This is a genomic window from Spiroplasma endosymbiont of Danaus chrysippus, from assembly GCF_902809815.1.
Lineage (GTDB): Bacteria > Bacillota_I > Bacilli_A > Mycoplasmatales > VBWQ01 > Spiroplasma_E.
In genome coordinates, this window is sequence record NZ_CADDIL010000001.1 from 149,691 (window position 1) to 168,902 (window position 19,212).

A 19,212-nucleotide genomic window follows, 5' to 3' on the forward strand; every position below is an offset into this window, starting at 1 on the left:
TTACATTATACATGATATTATAATAAGTATGTAAGATATTAGAAAATTATTAATAGCAACTAAATGAAATAATAAGGTGATGTTATGTATCAATTATATTTAGATACAACAAATAACAAATTAACAGTGGTGATTTTGCAAGCTAATAAAATTTTAGTAAGTTCATCATTTATTGCTTGACAAAAACAAACAGAATTGGCAATTCCAACTATTACTAATTTACTTGTAAAATGTAAAATAAAATTAAAAGATATTTCAAAAGTAGTTATTGCAAATGGTCCTGGCAGTTATACTGGAATTAGAGTTGCAATTACTTTTGTCAAAACACTTAAAGTTTTGAATAGTTTTTTAACGGTTTTTACTATTAATAGTTTATTATTACAGGCAGGATTAATAAAATCAATAAGTGTTTTGTCAGCATACAATAATAAAAGTTATTTGGCAGTATGTGATAATGGAAAAATAATTATTCAGCCGCAATTAGTAGATGAAAATGCTAAAATTGGTATTATTAGTGATTTACTAGATTATAAAATAATTGAAAATTTAGAAAAGTGTAATATTGTGGAAAATTTTCAAAAGTTGTCACCATATTTTATCGAAGTAAAAAACATGGAAGATTTGCAACCATATTATATTAATGATCCATTTTCATCACATAATTAAAAAATAATAATATTTAAATATTTTACATTAGTTTAAAAAGGAGTTTTTACATGCTTATCAATGATAATTTTTGATCTAGAGTATCAAAGGAAGAAAATAATTTCACAAAAAAAGAAAAAGTTCTTATTAACTATATTAATAAGAATAGTCAAAAAATGGATCAAGTTACTATTAGTTCTTTGGCTAAAGAAAATACTGTTGGTTATAGTGTTGTTTATAATTTAATTAAGAAATTGGGATTTAAAGGTTATCGTGAATTTATCATTAGTTTAGCTGCGCAAGAAACTACTTTCAAAGCTTTAAATCGTGAGTTTTTTGGTGATCGTAGTGTTTTAAAAGAACATTATAAAAAACTAATGGATTTAAATGATTCAACGATTAATTATGAGGAATTACAAAGATTTATTAATTGAATAGATGATAATCGTAAAGCTTGTATTTATTTAGCAGGTATTGGTCATTCTGGTTTGGGTGCGGAGGATTTATCAAATAAATTATATCGGTTTGGTTTACGATCAATCTGTTTAAATAAAGATGATGATAGTATTTTAATGCATGCTTCTTTAATTATTCCAGAAGATGTAATAATTCTTTTCTCATTATCAGGTAAAACCGCTACTATTGTTGAAGCAGCTAAACTTGCTAAAAAGAATAATGCTAAAATTGCAGTTGTTACATCACAAGATAAAACTGAATTAGTGACTTATGCTGATTGAACATTTAATATTGTTTCTTCAGGACTTTATGAAGCACAAGAAATATTTATTTCTCCATTATTTGCTATTACTTATTTTAATGATTTAGTAACAAAATATTTATTAAAATCAAAGCATAAAGATTGATATTTAGAAAATAGAATTAAAACTAATAAAGTAATTAAAAAATTTAATTAATTTTTTAAATAAAAAAACTGTTTTTTTTTAAAATAATAATTTAATATTATGTCATGAATATTTATTAAGTAAGGAGATGAAGTATGTTGTCTAAACAAGATGATATTTTGACAGTAGAACACGTTTTTCTTGAATCTGATTGTAAAACACAAGCAGAAGCTTTTCAAGAAATAGCAACTTCTGCTAAAAAATTAGGTTTTTTGAAAAAAAATATTAGTGAAAAATCACTAGTTAATAGTTTTCTACAAAGAGAAGGAGAAGGAACTACTGGTTTTGGTGGTGGTGTTGCTGTGCCACATGCTCGTAATGAAGATATTGTTAAATCAGGAATTTTTATTATGCGTTTTAAACAGTCAGTTCCTTGGAAAGCACTAGATGAACAACCTGTTAAAGCAATTATTGCTTTAATTGTGCCACTAAAAAGTGCTGGTAATGAGCACTTGGAAATTTTATCAAAAGTGGCACAAAGATTAACAAAACCGGAATTTCAATCAATATTATTTAATTCAAAAGATAAAAAAGTAATTATTCAATCACTAAATATTAATAATAAACCTAATGTTGAAACTAGTAGTAAAACTATTAGTGAAGATATGAAAGGTTCTTCAAAAAAAACTAAAAATATTATAGCAATTACTGCTTGTCCAGTTGGGGTAGCACATACTTATATTGCACAAGATAAATTAGAAATTGCTGCAAAAAATTTAGGCTATAATATTAAAGTTGAAACTCATGGTAGTATTGGTATTAAAGGTGCTTTTACAGCAAATGATATTGCCAATGCTGATTTAGTTATTATTGCAGTATCGGCCGGTGTTGCAGATTTAAAATTAGAACGTTTTAATAATAAACCATTATATAAAGTAGAAATTAGCAAAGTTATTAAAAATCCTGAAAGTATTGTTAATGATGCTTTTGCTAACGCAAAACCTTATGAAATAAACAAGTCAGAATCGGGACAAAAAGCGGAAAAAGAAAATAAATCAAATGATTTATTTACTACTGATAAACAGGGAATTATGAAACATATTATGGCTGCTGTTGGCTATATGGTTCCATTTGTTGTTTTTGGTGGAATTATGTTAGCATTATCAATTGGTATTGCTAAAGCAGTTTATGGTGCTGACTTTGATATTTCCAAGTTACCACATAATCATTTTCTTTATTTTATGAATCAAGTTGGAAGTATTGCTTTTACATTAATGATTCCAATTTTAGCTGGTTTTATCGCTAATTCAATTGCCGCAGGACGTGCTGCCTTGCTTCCGGCAATGGTAAGCGCATATGTTGCTAATACAGCAGGATTAGTTTATCCAATTGCTGGTTTAGAGCCAAAGGTTTCTGCTGGATTTTTAGGAGCATTATTAATTGGTCCAAGTGTTGGATATTTAGTAAGATGAATTATTACTTGAAAAGTACCAAAGACTATTGCTCCAATTATGCCAATTTTCTTTATTCCTATTGTAGTAACATTTTTAATTAGTTTAACTTTTATTTATGCAATTGGAGCTCCAATTGGTTGAATAATGGAACAATTTCAAAATGGGTTAACCCACATGCCACGTGAAGCAATGGCAGCAATTGGAATGTTGCTAGGAGCCATGATTGGATTTGATATGGGTGGTCCAATTAACAAAGTTGCTTTTTTAGCAGCTTCAACAACGATAACTGCTGATCCTAGCTCACAATTATTTATGGGAGCAGTAGCTGCAGCTATTCCTGTTGCACCACTTGGAATGGGTTTAACAACTTTGATTTTTCGTAAATTCTTTAATGAAAGTGAACGTACATTAGGTTTAACAGCAATGTTAATGGGGTGTATTGGTATTTCTGAAGGTGCGATTCCTTTTGCAGTAAGAGATCCAAAACGTGCTATTATTAGTAATATTATTGGTAGTGCTGTTGCTGGTAGTATTGCTGGTGCTTTCTTATTAACTGATGCTGCTGGTCATGGTGGTCCTATTGTTGCTATCTTAGGTGCAGTTAGTTCAGTTAATTATGTGCTTTGGGTAAGTATTCTTTTATTCTTTTTAGCCATTATTGTTGGAAGTATTGTTACTTGTTTAGTATATGGTGGATTATTAATTATTCAATCACGTAATATTAAGGTTTTTAAATTAATGAATGAAAGAATCATGAAAATATTTAATAGTAAAAAATCTAAATCTAAAAATAGTAAAAATAAAGTTTAATTGAACAAATAATCAAAGTTTAGGAGAGTGAATATGAATAATAGGACATCACAAATAATTTTTTTAAAACCTGCTTTTATTCGCAAATTATGAGGTAGTCAAAAATTAGCACACAAATTTAATTTTGATTTACCTAAAAATACACCAATTGGTGAAGCGTGATTAGTTAGTGCTCATCCCAATGGAATGAGTTATGTTTTAAATGGCGAGTATAAAGGATTAAGTTTAGCAGAATTGTTTAAACAGCAACCTAGTTTATTTGCTAATCTTGATAGTTCAGGTAGTGTGATTAATAAAGAATATCCATTGTTAACAAAAATTTTAGACGCAAATGATAGTTTAAGCGTTCAAATTCACCCTGATGATAAATTCGCAGAAAAAAATCATCAATGTTTAGGAAAAACTGAATGTTGGTATATATTAGAATGTTTACCCAAAGGTAGAGTTATTTTGGGTCATAATGCTAAAACCAAAGATCAGTTTAATCAATGATTGGGAAAAGAACAATGACATAAACTATTAAAATATATTCCAATTAAAAAAGATCAATTTATTTATGTTCCTTCTCTAAAAATTCATGGTTTATTGCCACATACTATGGTTTTTGAATTACAACAATCATCAGATATTACATATCGTTTATATGATTATGATCGTAAAGATGAACTTGGTAATTTACGAAATTTGCATTTGAAAGAAGCATCAACTATTGTTTTAGCTCCTGATTTAAATAGTAGTGAAGCTAATGGTCATGATAATTATTTAGTTGATAACAAGTTTTTTAAGTTAATTAAATTAATTAATGAGGGAATTAAGCATTATAGTTATCCTAATACTAGATGATTGCAAATCTCAGTATTGGATGGTAATGGTATAATTGATGATACTAGTATTAAAAAAGGTGACTCATTTATTTTACCAAATGGTTATACTGATTTTTGTTTAAGTGGTAATATGTTGTTGATGGTTGCATATTGCTAATAAATTGTTTTATTTATAAATGAAAAATAGACTCATGAGTCTATTTTTCATTTATAAATAATTATTATAGTTTTTTTAATGCTTGTTCCAAATCATTTCACAAATCTTCAACATATTCAATACCAATTGAAAGACGAACAAGACCTTCTGAAATATTTGCATCTGCTAATTCTTGTGCATTATAAGTAGAATGTGTCATTGAAGCAGGATGTTCAATCAATGACTCAACTCCACCTAAAGAAACTGCCAAAATTATTAATTTTAAATTATTTAATAGTTTGATTCCTCCATCATATCCACATTTTAATTCGAAACTAATCATTGCTCCTGGTAATTTCATTTGTTGTTCATAAAGTACTTGTTCTGTGCTACTTAGCCCTTTTTACTAGAGCATTAATTTAAAAAAACTTGAATGTATTCGAAAAACAATTGTGTTATACAATTAACACTAATTTTGACATGAAAGGATTGTTAATAATGGATAAAATTAAACAAATAGCATTAGTAATTAACAAGTTAAATATCAAACAAAAAATTCAAATTATTGATGATAGCAAAAACCAATATTCAATTAGATATCTTTGCCAACATCTTCAACTAAACCGATCAACATATTATTTTGTAAAAAACAAACAAAACCCTATTAAAAAAGAAAAAAATCAAATTAGTAATTGTACACATAAATATCAAGAATTATGCCAACTTTTACTTGAATTTCATTTTACAAGAAAAGGACAAATTTATGGCTATTTACGAATTTTTTCAGCATTTAAAGAATGATTAAAACAATACAAACATATTATTTTAAATCTAGAATTATCAACAAAACAAATGCGAAAAATTATGAAAGATCACAATCTTCAAGGATTAAAACAAACTAAAAATAACTATCCTAAAAACAAAAAAAATCCAAATAAGTGAATACCTACAATGGATAAAGTAAACAAAGATTATAAAAGTACAACCTCTTCAAATCAAATTTGATCAATGGACACTAAACAAATAAATACTAAAGAAGGTTGATTATATCTTTTTGTAATTATTGATTTTTATTCAAATAATATTGTAAGCTATAATACATGTTCAAACAAATCCTATCAAGATTTAATCCTTCCTGCACTTGAAAAAATAAATCAACAATTCTCTTGAAACCAAGTAAAAAACGTTATTTTACACTCAGATAACGCCAACGAATTTTATTGTCAAGACATCACAAATTGAGCTGCTGATAAGCAAATAATTTTAAGCAAAAAACAACCTTATGATATTGGTGGCAATGTAATATCTGAAAACTGATTTTCTCATTTATCTCAAGAATGACTACCTAAAGGTTCAAATCAATATTTTTCTCTCAATGAAGCTATAAATGATGTAAACCAATATATTATGTTTTATAATTACGAAAGAATACATTCTAAATTTCTAAAACCACCAATTTCACAAATAAAAATTTAAAACTGTCTATCCAAAAGTGGTCCAGTATTTAGGGCTAACCACCGAATGTATTTTATTATTGTTTTAAGTATAAAATATTTAGAATTTTGAGAAAAGTGTGAAATTGTAGTAAGAATATTAAATTGGAAAGTGTAGTAATGTATCATTAAAAATGATATTAATTTATTTTACAATATCATTATTATATGAATAAAACTTTTTAAATTTTAAAGTACTTTTTCTAAATAAATCTTGATTTAATTTTATATTCAAAAGTTTACATATGCAATAAAAAAATAAAATTAGAGAAATTATTTTAAATAGGCAATTGCTTCAATTTCAATTAATGCATCTTTAGGAATTCTAGCAACTTGAACTGCTGCTCTTGCTGGAGCATGTGCACCAAATATTTCTCCATAAACTTTATTCATTTCAACAAAGTGATTTAAGTCTTTTAAGAAAATATTAACTTTTACAATATTATTTAAAGTAATATTAGCAGCTTCACAAATTGCTTTAATATTTAATAAACTTTGCTTAGTTTGTGAAGAAATGTCAGTGCCAATAAATTCACCAGTTTTACTATTAATTGGTAATTGCCCAGAAATATATAAAAAATCACCTGCAATTATTGCTTGACTATATGGCCCAATGGCAGCAGGAGCATTAGGAGTATGAATAATATTTTTCATAGTTTATCACTCTTTCTAAAATTATTATGTTTTGTATCATTAAATATATTAGTAAAAATGTAGCGTTATTTTTAAGTTATTTAGGTGGTATTAAATAATTAATAGTAATATAAAATTAGCATCATTAATTATTAAAACTTGAACAACTATAAATATATTTTACATGATTTTCTTTTCTTTTTTTTAATTAATTATTTTTCACTTTAATAATTTTTTTCATTTTAATTTTAATTAAATATTTATTTAATATTTTATTATCAGTATTGAAAATTAAATTTTATTTTTATTTTTTAACCTTTATAAGTGTAAAAAAAATATTATTAAAGTAATTTTATCATTTTTTTAGAAAAAAAATATATTTTATGGTTCACTTTATAAAATGTTACTATATAATTTGATTACAGACCAGTAACATTTTTAAATTGGTTTGAAGATAACGTAGTTATAATAATATCTATAATAGACATTATAATTATAATTCTTAAAACATTAGGAGGAAATCTTTTATGGCAAAAAGTAATTCTAAAACAAAGACAGAAATTATTAAGATAGTGGCGCAAAAGTCTGACGTCACAATTGCCTTAGCGACTAATATTATTGATTTATTTTTTGAAGAGATAAAATTTGAAGTTGCAAATGGTGGTAAAATTAATATACCAAAATTTGGAATATTTGAAACTATTATTCGTGAAGCAAGAACAGGTCGTAATCCCCAAACTGGTGAATCTATTGTAATTAGTGCTTCTAAAGCACCTAAATTTAAAGCTAGTTCTGAATTTAAAAAACATACTAATCAACAAACAGAAACTTTAGCTTCTTAAATTAAAAATTTTAAAAAATCAAGATAAAATGGATATATAATTTCTAATTTATATCCATTTTGTTCTATTTTTTTATATGTCAGTGCTTTTTTTGAACTTTTAAAAATTTTAATTTTTCTCAAAAAACTAAGAAAAAGGCATTATGTTGTGAAAAATAAATAATAACAAAACTAATAGCATTAAGATAAAAAGCATTTTCTAAGTATTCAAGTTGATGTTTTTTAAAATTATTTCATGGTAATGTTAAAGACTTAGTACTTTTTGCTTCAAAACACAAATATTTACCATGATAAACTCCATGATAATCAACATTACTTTTTTCTTTAAAAATTTTATTGTTTTGATATAAAATTGGTGGATTTTGTTTAAAAATTAGTGCTTGTTTTTCATTATTTATAATTTCAATAGTATAATTAATTATAGTTTCAAGAAACATTCCACGGTTAGCATAAAACATTATTTTAATTCCCCCTTACATATAGAATATTACTAACTTTGGAATAGTTTTCCTTTTAATTAAAGGAGGTATAAATATGAATATTTGTAAAAAGGATATTATAGATAAAGAATTTACTGTTGATTATAAAGGCTATGATTCTAAAGAAGTAGATTTATTTCTTGATTTAGTTGCTACTAATTATGAAATACTAGAAGAATTTGTAAATAAACTAAAAAAGCAAAATGTAATTTTAGAAAATAATAATTACAAGTTACTTAAAGAAATTGATATTTTAAAAACACAAATTTTAGTTTTAAAACAAGAAAAACAAAAATTAGAAGAAAAAGGTGTAGAAAATGTTGATATTATTACGAGATTAAGCAAATTAGAAAGTATTGTACATGAAGAATAAATATGTTATAATTTTTTTCTAAAAGAATAAAAAATGAGCTAATCGCTGCATTAGTATGTAGAGGAAAGTCCACGCTCGCACTTTCTGTGATGAAAGTAATGTTTGTGTTAGAGAAAACAATAACTCTAAGCAGTAATTCTGACGGCTGACAAAAACCTAAGTTTTTTATTAAATAAGGTTCTAGTCTATAAAAGTGTCATAGAGACGAGTTTTAAGGAAACTTAAAAGCTGGAACGAGATAAACCCCACAAGCGAGAAACCCAAATTTAGGTAGGGGCATTGGTTTATTAGAAATGAATAATAAACCGAACTATTGTTTACAATAGTAGATAAATGGTTAGCACTTGCAAGAAGCAAGAACAGAACGTGGCTTATGATTTTTTTATTCTTTTTTTGTATTGTAAATTATTTGATTGAAGGTTTAAAAATGACTGAACTTTTACTTTTATTAGATAAATTTAATTTTAGAATTAGTTGTTGTGAAAGTATTACTGGTGGACTTTTTGTTCAAGAGATTACTAGTATTGTTGGTGCTTCTAAATATTTTAGTGGTGGTTTTATAGCGTATACTAATGAATCAAAAATCAATATTGTTAAAATTAAAAAAACAACCATTGAAAAAATATGGTGTAATAAAATAAGTAAACAATGTGCTATAGAAATGGCTTTAAATACACAAAAAATTTTAAAAACAAATATTGCTATTAGTTTTACTGGAAATGTAGGACCTAATGCTTTAGAAAATAAACCAGTTGGTTTAGTATATGTAGGTATATTGTTATCAATGATAATGTTTGATGTGAAGTGTTAAATATTTCAGGTAATAGAAACGAAATTAGATCAACTATAGTAGCAAAAGCAGTAGTTATTTTAAAAAAAATTTTATTAAGTTTTTAAAATTTAAAAAGGAATTATCTTACAGAGTTATTAATATTTTCTAGGGTGATTTTATGGAAATAAATATTAAAGAAAAAGAGCAATTATTAGAAAAGGCCATTAAGCAAATTGAAAAAGAATTTGGCAAAGGTGCTATTATGTTACTAAGTGATAGTAGTATTGGCGATATTGAAGTTATTAGTTCAGGAAGTATATTATTAGATGATATTTTAGGTGTTAAAGGTTTTCCAAAAGGTCGTATTGCTACTTGCTACTTAGCCCTTTTTACTAGAGCATTAATTTAAAAAAAACTTGAATGTATTCGAAAAACAATTGTGTTATACAATTAACACTAATTTTGACATGAAAGAATTTTTAATAATGGATAAAATTAAACAAATAGCATTAGTAATTAACAAGTTAAATATCAAACAAAAAATTCAAATTATTGATGATAGCAAAAACCAATATTCAATTAGATATCTTTGCCAACATCTTCAACTAAACCGATCAACATATTATTTTGTAAAAAACAAACAAAACCCTATTAAAAAAGAAAAAAATCAAATTAGTAATTGTACACATAAATATCAAGAATTATGCCAACTTTTACTTGAATTTCATTTTACAAGAAAAGGACAAATTTATGGCTATTTACGAATTTTTTCAGCATTTAAAGAATGATTAAAACAATACAAACATATTATTTTAAATCTAGAATTATCAACAAAACAAATGCGAAAAATTATGAAAGATCACAATCTTCAAGGATTAAAACAAACTAAAAATAACTATCCTAAAAACAAAAAAAATCCAAATAAGTGAATACCTACAATGGATAAAGTAAACAAAGATTATAAAAGTACAACCTCTTCAAATCAAATTTGATCAATGGACACTAAACAAATAAATACTAAAGAAGGTTGATTATATCTTTTTGTAATTATTGATTTTTATTCAAATAATATTGTAAGCTATAATACATGTTCAAACAAATCCTATCAAGATTTAATCCTTCCTGCACTTGAAAAAATAAATCAACAATTCTCTTGAAACCAAGTAAAAAACGTTATTTTACACTCAGATAACGCCAACGAATTTTATTGTCAAGACATCACAAATTGAGCTGCTGATAAGCAAATAATTTTAAGCAAAAAACAACCTTATGATATTGGTGGCAATGTAATATCTGAAAACTGATTTTCTCATTTATCTCAAGAATGACTACCTAAAGGTTCAAATCAATATTTTTCTCTCAATGAAGCTATAAATGATGTAAACCAATATATTATGTTTTATAATTACGAAAGAATACATTCTAAATTTCTAAAACCACCAATTTCACAAATAAAAATTTAAAACTGTCTATCCAAAAGTGGTCCAGTATTTAGGGCTAACCACCGTAGGTATATCAATTTTTCTAGCAATGATAGTAGGGATAATTGCTGGATTTCTAATTAGAAAAATGTATTTAAAAATTAAAGAACAACAAAGTTTTACTAATATTTTAAAGAGAGAAAAAGAATCTCAAAAATTAATTCAATCCTCAAGAGCCGATGCAAAAATTGAAATAAGTAAAATGAAAAAAGATTTGTATTTAGAGATTGAATATCGTAAAGAACAAAATTTAGAATATGAGAAACTTTTAAATAAAAGAGAACGCAAATTAACTGAACGTGAAGAAATAATTGAAACACAAACACAAAATCTTTATCATCAACGTGAAATTGTAAAAAATGTTAAATTAGAATATCATCAAAAAATTGATCAAATTATTATGGAATTAGAAAAAATTTCTGGTATAAGTCGAAATGAAGCAAAAGATGAATTGTTTAGTAAATTAAAAGAAAAATTATCATTAGAATTTAATAAAATTATTAAAAATCATGAATATAATATTAAACTTCAATCTAAAGAGTTAGCCAATAATATTGTTAGTGAAGCAATAGAACGTTATGCAAGTAATTTTATTGTTGATAAGTCAGTATCATATGTTAAATTACCTAATGAAGAAATGAAAGGCAGAATTATTGGTAAAGAGGGTAGAAATATTAAATCTTTTGAGTTAACAGCAGGTGTAGATATTATCATTGATGATACGCCAGAAACAATTCAAATTTCTTCATTTAATCCGATCAGAAGAGAAATTGCAACTAGAGCTTTAGAAGATTTAGTTAAAGATGGAAGAATTCATCCAATTAGAATTGAAGAAATCTTGATATTTCATGAGCAGGAATTAAATGAAGGTTTTAAAGTTGATGGTAAAAAAATTATTGATGAGTTAAAATTAACTCGTTTTGAACCAGAGTTAGTATCTTATATTGGAAGATTAAAATATCGTACAAGTTATGGTCAAAATGTTTTATTGCATTCCTTTGAAGTTGCCAAACTTGCAGGAGCAATGGCAGCTGAATTGGGTTTAGATGTTAATATTGCAAAACGTGCTGGTTTATTACATGATATTGGTAAAGCTGCTGATTATGAATTAGAAGGTTCACATGTTTATAATGGTGTGATTTTAGCAAAAAAATATGGTGAAAGTGATATCATTATTAATGATATTCATTCTCATCATGGTGATGTTGCAAAAGATAATGTTTATTCTTCTTTAGTTTCAGCTGCTGATACATTATCAGCAGCTAGACCTGGTTCAAGAAATAATTCATTAGAAGAATTTATAACTAGAATTAAAGAAATTGAAGATTTGTGTAAATCTGTTAAAGGCGTAGAAAAAGCATATGCTGTTCAGGCAGGAAGACAAATTAGAGTTATTGTTGATCCTAAAGTTATTAATGATTTTGATGCTCATATATTAGCAAGAAACTTAAAACAAAAATTAGAACAAATGATTACAATACCAGGCGATATTCATATTACTGTTATTCGTGAAGTAAGAGCAACAGAATTAATTAATTAAAAACAATTAATTAATTGTTTTTTAGAGAACCCTTAGGTTCTCTTTTAACTTTATAAAATATATAATTTGTTAATTCAAATATTTATTTTTTATGTTTAATTTATTTTTTCATTATTATTTTAGTGTTAAAATAATATAGTCTTAAAAAAAAAATAGAGGAGAATATAAATATGAGTTTTGCTGACATTATGTCAAAAAAAGTACAAAAAACATTAGAAAAAAATTTAAGTAAAAAAACTTTAACCATGGAAAATATGGAAGCAACAATTAAAGAATTCAGATTAATTTTGTTAGAGGCTGACGTTAATTTTAGAGTGGTTAAAACTTTAACTAATGAAATTATTAATAAAGCAAAAGGTGAATTTATTAAAGAAGGCTTAGATCAAAAAGAAATGTTAATTAAAATTATTCATGATGAATTAACAAAGATTATGGGCACTAAGAATGTTGAATTAGATTTATCTACTAATCCTACTGTTATTATGATAGTTGGTTTACAAGGTTCTGGTAAAACAACAACAATATCTAAACTAGCAAAGTTATTAACAGATAAATATCAAAAAAAATGTTTACTAGTTGCAGGAGATATTTATCGTCCAGCTGCTGTTGAACAATTAAAAGTTTTAGGAAAACAATTGAATATTGAAGTTTTTTCCCAAAAAAATGAAACTCCTACTAATATTGTTAAAAATGCTCAAATATATGCTAATAAAAATAAGTTTGATGTAATATTAATTGATACAGCCGGAAGATTACACATTGATGAAAAATTAATGCAAGAACTAGCAGAAATAAGAAAAATTACTTCACCAAAAGAAGTTTTACTTGTTTGTGATGGTATGGCAGGACAAGATATAATTAATGTTGCTATTGAGTTTAATAATACTATTCCTATTACTGGAAGCATAATCACTAAATTAGATGGTACTGCTAAGGGTGGTTCAGCTCTTTCAATTTCTTATTTAACAAAGATTCCTGTTAAGTTCTTAGGAATGGGTGAAAAGGTAACTGATTTAGAAATTTTTTATCCAGAAAGAATGGCAGAACGTATTTTAGGAATGGGTGATCTTACTACATTAATGGAGAAGGCCGAAAGTATAGTTTCAACTCGTGATGTTGAAGAAACTATGAATAGAATGATGTTAGGTCAATTTGATTTGAATGACCTTGTTAATCAAATGAAGCAAATTCAAAAAATGGGTAAATTGGGCTCACTTGTAAAAATGATTCCTGGTATGTCTGCTAAAATTAGTGATGCTAAAATTAGTGATGCTGAAACTGATTTAAAAATAGCAGAATATATTATTGCTTCAACAACTGCTCAAGAACGTGAAAAGCCACAAATTTTACGTTATCCAACTAGAAAAGCAAGAGTATTAAAAGGCTCAGGTCGTTCAGAAAAAGAATTAAATAAAGTGTTAAACCAATTTGAAAAAACTAAAAAAGTTATGGATCAAATTGCTGGTCAGATTAAAAAAGGAGAAATGCCAAATATTCCAGGATTAGATAAGTTAATAAAAAGTTAGAAAAATAAAAAAAATTTGTTATTTTTTGTTAATTTGTTAAAATTTATTTAACTCAAGAAATGTATAAAACTTTGATTTCTTGAGTTTTTATAGATATTATTTTATTAAAATTTTTTTAAATTTTCTTCTTTGTTTTTAAAAATTTAATTTATTTTTTAAAGTAAAACTAGATTTAAAAAAAAATAGTGTTTAAATAGTGGGTTATTTTAAATTAAAAATATAGCAAAAATTTATTTTTTCTTTTTCGGTTGCTTAATAATATTTAGGGAACAAAATAACTTTGAATTGTGTTTAGTAAACAAATTAAATTCAGTTAGGAGACAATGATTATGAAAGATACGTATACATCTGTTCGATTAGCTCAAAAGCCACAAAATTCTTTTGCTTGCTATCGATGTGGTAGAGTAATTTTGATAGCTGATTACTTAGAAGGAATAAATATTCAAGTTAATTGCAGTCGTTGTGGCTTTAAGAAGCGTGTTAATAGTATAAAGATAGAGAAAATAAACAGTAAACCAAATTCAGCGCTAAATTCTAATGAAATTTCAAAAGAAAAGATAAATGAAATTTTTAATTCCTAAAACTATTAAATTTGTAAAATTACAAATTTGGAGAAGTGTTGGTTTAATTGATTTATTAATTATTTTAATGGTAGTTGGATTTGCTTCAATTATTATTTTATTGTTGCAAATTGATATTATTTTTAAAATATTAGCTGTTATTTTAGTTGGTTGTGCTACTATTCCGCTTACTTTTTATTGACAGCCAAGAAAAAAAGGATGAGAAATTATTTTATTATGATTTAAATTTCATAGTAAAAATCGTTATTATAAATCTGAAAAAAATTCACAAATATTAGTACCATTTAAAAAAATTATTAGTAAGAATGTGATGCAATTAAATGTGAAAAATACAAATTATACTAGAGCTTTATTATTGGAGGGTTTTAATATTACATTATTATCTAATGAAGAAGCCTCAAATAAAATTAAAGATTTAGCTGCAGCTTTTAAAATTATTAATATTTCTATGTCTTTAATAAAGATTGATATGCCTTTAGATATAACTGCACAAACTAATTTTTATAAAGAACAACTCGAAAAAATTGATTTAGAAAATATTAGTGAAAAAGCAAAATTAGCAAGAAAATTTCAAATGATATCAGCAATTAATGCTAATAATGAAATTCAAAATCAAAATGAAATGACGCAACCATTTTTTTACTTATTTTTTTATTCATCAAATCAAGAAAAATTAAAAGAAGAAGTAACTGCTTTTAAAAATTATATCAGTCGTAGTGGTGTTAAAGCTAGTGATATTAATTGTTTTGAAATGATGGTTGTTTATAGTAAATTAATAAATTCTAATGAAAATGCTTCGTTAGAAGAAATGTTTACTACAAAAAAAGAAGAAACTGTTAAAAGTAAAGATTTAACTAATGATTTAGCGATTAAAGAATTATTAGTTCATAAGAATAATTTAGAATTTGCTAATTGTTTTCAAACTGTTTATAACATATATGATTATCCATTTGAAGTTTCAGCAGTCTGATTAGCAAATTTAGTAAATATTCCGAATACTAGTTTAATCTTTACTTTTAATAGTATCAGTGAAGAAAGTGCTAAAAAACAATTGAATAAAGCTATGCAAAATTTAGCAACTTTAAATTTTATGACAAAATCATTATCAGAACGAAGAGATTATGATTATCATTATCAATCATTAAATGAATTATTAGATCAAATTGCTGGTGGTGGTGAAAAAATATTTAATACTAATATGTATTTATTAATTAATGGTGCTGATCGTAAGCAACTTAAGCAAAATATTAGTACTGCCGAATACGAAATAAAAAACAATAATATGAAGTTTGATAAATTATATTATCGTCAATTAGAAGCTTTTTTATCAGTAATGCCAGATAGTGCTGATTGATTTAAAGAAACAGGTCACGAAATGCCATGTTTAACAATAGGTGCTAGTTTTCCTTTTTTAAATCAAGAATTAAATGATAAACAAGGACTGTTTCTTGGATTTAATGAAAGTGGTAATAAAGTATTTTTTGATCAAAGAACTAAAAGTAGTACTCGTAAAAATCATAATCAATTAATTATTGGTACTAGTGGTTCAGGAAAATCTTATGCTTCTAAAAAAGAAGTAAATTATCAAATTATGCTTGGTCATAAAGTAATTGTTATTGATCCTGAACGTGAATATCGCGATTTATGTAATTATCATGATGGAAGTTGAATTGATGTTGGTGACGGTTCTTCTGGCAATATTAATCCATTTCAAATTACATTGCCACTGAGTGATGATAATACTAATGATAATAATACTCGTGATATTTTAGCACCACATATGCAATTCTTAGAACAATTTTTAAACGTTGCTACTGGTGGATTAACGAGAAATGAATCAAGTTTATTAATGATTTATGTAAATTTAATGTATGAAAAATTTGGTATTACTTCTCGAACAAAAATTCATTTATTAAAACCAAATCAATTTCCAATTTTTCAAGATTTATATGATATTATTGAATCTGATATGGTTAAAAAAGAAGAGATTAGAAGTAAAAATGAATTAAAAAATTTACTAATTATATTATCAAGATTTGCAACTGGTGGTACTGATGCTAATTTATGAAATGCTCATACTAATATTAATAGCAGTAGTTTATTACAAGTTTATGATTTATATACTTTAACGCAATCAGGGAATAAACGTTTAGTTAACGCTCAAATGTTTTTAATTTTGAAATATATTGAAAATGAAGTACGAAAAAATAAAAATGATAATGAAATTAATAATAAACAACAATGAATTTCAATTACTATTGATGAAGCCCATTTACTTATTGATAAAGAATTTCCAGCAGCATTATTATTTATGTATCAAATTGTTAAGAGAATTCGTAAGTATACAGGTATGATAAATATTATTACACAAAATATTAACGATTTTCTTGGTTCTGAAGAAATTAAAAAATATACTACTGCTATTATTAACTCAAGTCAATATTTAAAAGTATTAAATTTACAACCTCATGATTTAGCGGCATTAAATGAATTGTATTCTTCATATGGTGGCATTTCTGCTAATGAAACTGATTTTATTGCTCGTGCTAAAGTTGGTGAATGTCTTTTTGCTATTTCTAGTTTATATCGTATGTGTTTAAATATTAATGTTAGTGATGCTGAAACACAAGCAATTAAAAATATAAAAAATAAAGAAATTGAAAATTAGTATATTTTTTTATACATTATCGATTTCATCAATAATTGTTAATTTATTTTAAATTAAATATAAAGATACTTTCATATTAATAAAACTTATAAGTTTTATTAATATGATTTTATTTAAATAACAAATTTTATAAAACAATAAAAAATAAGTTGATAAAATTGGAAATTTTTATTTACTTTATTTTAAAACCAACTATAATTAAAGTGTATCAACATTATTTATAACATATGAATTTGACTGTAAGTCCTAATTTATCTCTTTAAGGAGTAAAATAGGGCTTATTATGTTATTAGATAAATTCATGCTTTATAAACAATTTTGATTAGTAAATAATTTTATTTTTTTATTATTTAAGGAGGAAAAACTTATGATTTTTAATTATCTATCAGATGGACCTGATATAAATAAAATCATTGATGTAGCAAAACCTTATGTTTCGGCAGTTGCAGGATTGCTAATTGCTGCTTTAATTGCATTTAGTGTTTTTAAAATAATTATATTGGCAAAAGATTTAGCGGCCGCTGGTGATGATCCACAACGTAGAAGTGAGATTAAAAAAGCGTTTATGTATACATTAATTGCACCAATTATTGGTATTACTGCATCAGCAATAATAATTGCTCTTGTGCAGGCTTTTGGTGGTAATCCAAATATTCTTCCTAGCTAACTAAAGAAAGTTATATATTAACTTAATATTAAGTTATGAAGAGAAAAGAGATGAAAATATGTATTGACTAACAGATATTATACTAGGAGCTTTATTATTTATACCTTGACTTATTTTCATTCAAGGACCATTATATTTAATTGATATTTTATTGAGATCACCTAATCATGGTCATGGCGGCATATTTGATTATTTAACAACTGATGCGATAACTAATTTAGTTTTTGGAGATTTTACTAAAGATCCACTTAATAGTAAAAATTTACCAGTATTTTTTTCAGCATTAGCAATTGTTTCAATTGGCGTAATACTTATTATGTTTATTATGCAATTAATTATTATTCAATTTACTGAAACACATACAATTAGAGAAAAATTAGGTAAAGCTATAAAAAATACATTTTTAGCTTTTTTAGTAATTGTTTTTATTCCATTTTTTATGAGTACTATAAATTATTTAATAACAGGATTATTGGCAGTTTTACAAATTACAGCTTTAGGAAAAAATGCTAGTTTAGCTGATTTATTATGAGGTATTGGTGCTCCGGATGCTAATGCTGCTCAGCATGATCCTGGTGTTTATTCAATGCCGCCTATTTCTCAATTAAAACATTGAAACTTTATTCTTGAAATTATTGCGGTGTGATTTACTTTATATGTATTATTTATTGGATCAATGACATTGGTTGAAAGAATTATTGATTTATTACTTTTATTTTCAATATCACCAATTGTTGCTTCTATGATGCCTGTTGATCAAGGAAAAAGATTGGGTGTTTGAAAAGAAATGGTAATAGGTAAGTTTATTATTGGTCCAGCAACGATGTTACCTATTTATATCTTCCTTCAAATATTACCAAAGGCAATATTAGATATTACTAATAATACTAATTTTAGTTGACTTGAAAAACAAGTTTTATATACGTTATTTTGTACAGCCGGTGCTATTAGTTGTTTAAGAACTCAAAAAATTATTAATCACTTAGTAACACAAAACTTAGGTGTACAAAGTGCTATTGATTCTAATGGAGCAGCTATTGCTGGAAATATTATGGGTAAAGCTCGGACTTTTGCTAGCCTTGCAGCAGGTGGTGCTGGTGCATTAAAACTTGGGAAACAAATTGCATTTGGTGGTGCTAAAAATGGAAGAAATCCTGATGGTAGTCAAAAGAAAGCAAATGGACTATTAAAAAATGGTATAACAGGTTATTTAGGTAAAGGTACTAAAGGAATTGCTAAAGGAATTGGAAAATTTCAAAATTCTCATGATCAAGGTACTAAATGACAAGATACAAAAAATAATTTAAAAAGCCCTTTTGTTGGATTAAATAATATGGCTAAAGGTGCTTTTGTTGAACCTTTTGTAAATTTAAATAACACTAGAAAGAATGCAAGAAAAGGAGATCCTGATGAATAAAAAAGTAAAATATTAAAATCTTGGAGAAAT

At 25.5% G+C, this 19,212-nt stretch carries 18 protein-coding genes, 1 other RNA gene and 1 pseudogene; 17 read left to right on the forward strand and 3 right to left on the reverse strand.

Annotated elements, in window-relative coordinates; genetic code table 4:
- Window positions 1–84: 84 nt before the first annotated feature.
- From tsaB to SPIRDC1_RS00870, 4 genes are all read left to right on the forward strand, one after another.
- Window positions 85–666 (forward strand): tRNA (adenosine(37)-N6)-threonylcarbamoyltransferase complex dimerization subunit type 1 TsaB, encoded by a 582-nt coding sequence (gene tsaB / locus SPIRDC1_RS00855; RefSeq protein ID WP_174480045.1) that lies wholly within the window; start codon window positions 85–87, stop codon window positions 664–666.
- Between the two features lie 50 nt (window positions 667–716).
- Entirely contained in the window at window positions 717–1,559 is an 843-nt protein-coding gene (locus SPIRDC1_RS00860) for a MurR/RpiR family transcriptional regulator (RefSeq protein ID WP_174480046.1), read from the forward strand.
- A gap of 83 nt (window positions 1,560–1,642) precedes the next feature.
- The gene (locus SPIRDC1_RS00865) at window positions 1,643–3,751 is read left to right on the forward strand and encodes a PTS fructose transporter subunit IIABC (protein WP_174480047.1); all 2,109 of its coding nucleotides are present in this window, start codon (window positions 1,643–1,645) and stop codon (window positions 3,749–3,751) included.
- 33 nt (window positions 3,752–3,784) lie between these two features.
- Entirely contained in the window at window positions 3,785–4,732 is a 948-nt protein-coding gene (locus SPIRDC1_RS00870; protein ID WP_174480048.1) for a type I phosphomannose isomerase catalytic subunit, read from the forward strand.
- Window positions 4,733–4,796: 64 nt separating this feature from the next.
- Here SPIRDC1_RS00870 and SPIRDC1_RS00875 read toward each other — a convergent pair.
- Window positions 4,797–5,087: pseudogene (locus tag SPIRDC1_RS00875) on the reverse strand (PLP-dependent transferase); the annotation flags it as partial.
- Window positions 5,088–5,191: 104 nt separating this feature from the next.
- Between SPIRDC1_RS00875 and SPIRDC1_RS00880 the strand changes: the two are divergent.
- Window positions 5,192–6,187 carry an IS3 family transposase gene (locus SPIRDC1_RS00880; RefSeq protein WP_174480050.1) on the forward strand — a complete coding sequence of 332 codons (996 nt, stop codon included), beginning with the start codon at window positions 5,192–5,194 and terminating at the stop codon, window positions 6,185–6,187.
- Window positions 6,188–6,477: 290 nt separating this feature from the next.
- Here SPIRDC1_RS00880 and SPIRDC1_RS00885 read toward each other — a convergent pair whose 3' ends face one another.
- Window positions 6,478–6,858 (reverse strand): RidA family protein, encoded by a 381-nt coding sequence (locus SPIRDC1_RS00885; protein WP_174480051.1) that lies wholly within the window; start codon window positions 6,856–6,858, stop codon window positions 6,478–6,480.
- 506 nt (window positions 6,859–7,364) lie between these two features.
- On the opposite strand from SPIRDC1_RS00885, the gene SPIRDC1_RS00890 reads away from it, so the two are divergent.
- A complete protein-coding gene (locus SPIRDC1_RS00890; RefSeq protein WP_174480053.1) occupies window positions 7,365–7,679 on the forward strand; it encodes an HU family DNA-binding protein in 315 nt (104 codons plus the stop codon).
- 64 nt (window positions 7,680–7,743) lie between these two features.
- On the opposite strand, the gene SPIRDC1_RS00895 is transcribed toward SPIRDC1_RS00890, so the two are convergent.
- On the reverse strand, window positions 7,744–8,136 hold the full coding sequence (locus tag SPIRDC1_RS00895) for a Holliday junction resolvase RecU (RefSeq protein WP_174480055.1): 393 nt from the start codon (window positions 8,134–8,136) through the stop codon (window positions 7,744–7,746).
- A gap of 76 nt (window positions 8,137–8,212) precedes the next feature.
- Here SPIRDC1_RS00895 and SPIRDC1_RS00900 point away from each other — a divergent pair, with 76 nt between their 5' ends.
- From SPIRDC1_RS00900 to SPIRDC1_RS00950, 11 genes are all read left to right on the forward strand, one after another.
- The gene (locus tag SPIRDC1_RS00900; RefSeq protein ID WP_174480056.1) at window positions 8,213–8,530 is read left to right on the forward strand and encodes a DivIVA domain-containing protein; all 318 of its coding nucleotides are present in this window, start codon (window positions 8,213–8,215) and stop codon (window positions 8,528–8,530) included.
- A 29-nt stretch (window positions 8,531–8,559) separates the two neighbouring features.
- An RNA gene (gene rnpB, locus SPIRDC1_RS00905) (RNase P RNA component class B) lies at window positions 8,560–8,909 on the forward strand.
- Complete coding sequence (locus tag SPIRDC1_RS00910) at window positions 8,904–9,341, forward strand: CinA family protein (protein ID WP_174480057.1); 438 nt, start codon at window positions 8,904–8,906, stop codon at window positions 9,339–9,341. The genes rnpB and SPIRDC1_RS00910 overlap by 6 nt, the downstream gene beginning before the upstream one ends.
- 139 nt (window positions 9,342–9,480) lie before the next feature.
- Window positions 9,481–9,711: a hypothetical protein gene (locus SPIRDC1_RS00915; protein ID WP_174480059.1), complete on the forward strand. Its 231-nt coding sequence runs from the start codon at window positions 9,481–9,483 to the stop codon at window positions 9,709–9,711.
- Window positions 9,712–9,769: 58 nt separating this feature from the next.
- On the forward strand, window positions 9,770–10,765 hold the full coding sequence (locus tag SPIRDC1_RS00920) for an IS3 family transposase (protein WP_174480061.1): 996 nt from the start codon (window positions 9,770–9,772) through the stop codon (window positions 10,763–10,765).
- A 16-nt stretch (window positions 10,766–10,781) separates the two neighbouring features.
- On the forward strand, window positions 10,782–12,323 hold the full coding sequence (gene rny / locus SPIRDC1_RS00925) for a ribonuclease Y (protein ID WP_233214951.1): 1,542 nt from the start codon (window positions 10,782–10,784) through the stop codon (window positions 12,321–12,323).
- A gap of 170 nt (window positions 12,324–12,493) precedes the next feature.
- Window positions 12,494–13,849, forward strand: coding sequence for a signal recognition particle protein (ffh, locus tag SPIRDC1_RS00930; RefSeq protein ID WP_174480063.1), 1,356 nt, complete (start codon window positions 12,494–12,496; stop codon window positions 13,847–13,849).
- A 329-nt stretch (window positions 13,850–14,178) separates the two neighbouring features.
- Window positions 14,179–14,430 carry a hypothetical protein gene (locus SPIRDC1_RS00935; protein WP_174480064.1) on the forward strand — a complete coding sequence of 84 codons (252 nt, stop codon included), beginning with the start codon at window positions 14,179–14,181 and terminating at the stop codon, window positions 14,428–14,430.
- Window positions 14,411–17,098 carry an Mbov_0397 family ICE element conjugal transfer ATPase gene (locus tag SPIRDC1_RS00940; RefSeq protein WP_174480066.1) on the forward strand — a complete coding sequence of 896 codons (2,688 nt, stop codon included), beginning with the start codon at window positions 14,411–14,413 and terminating at the stop codon, window positions 17,096–17,098. The genes SPIRDC1_RS00935 and SPIRDC1_RS00940 overlap by 20 nt, the downstream gene beginning before the upstream one ends.
- A 367-nt stretch (window positions 17,099–17,465) precedes the next feature.
- Window positions 17,466–17,765, forward strand: coding sequence for a hypothetical protein (locus SPIRDC1_RS00945; RefSeq protein WP_174480067.1), 300 nt, complete (start codon window positions 17,466–17,468; stop codon window positions 17,763–17,765).
- 58 nt (window positions 17,766–17,823) lie between these two features.
- On the forward strand, window positions 17,824–19,182 hold the full coding sequence (locus SPIRDC1_RS00950) for an Mbov_0396 family ICE element transmembrane protein (RefSeq protein WP_174480069.1): 1,359 nt from the start codon (window positions 17,824–17,826) through the stop codon (window positions 19,180–19,182).
- Window positions 19,183–19,212: the final 30 nt, after the last annotated feature.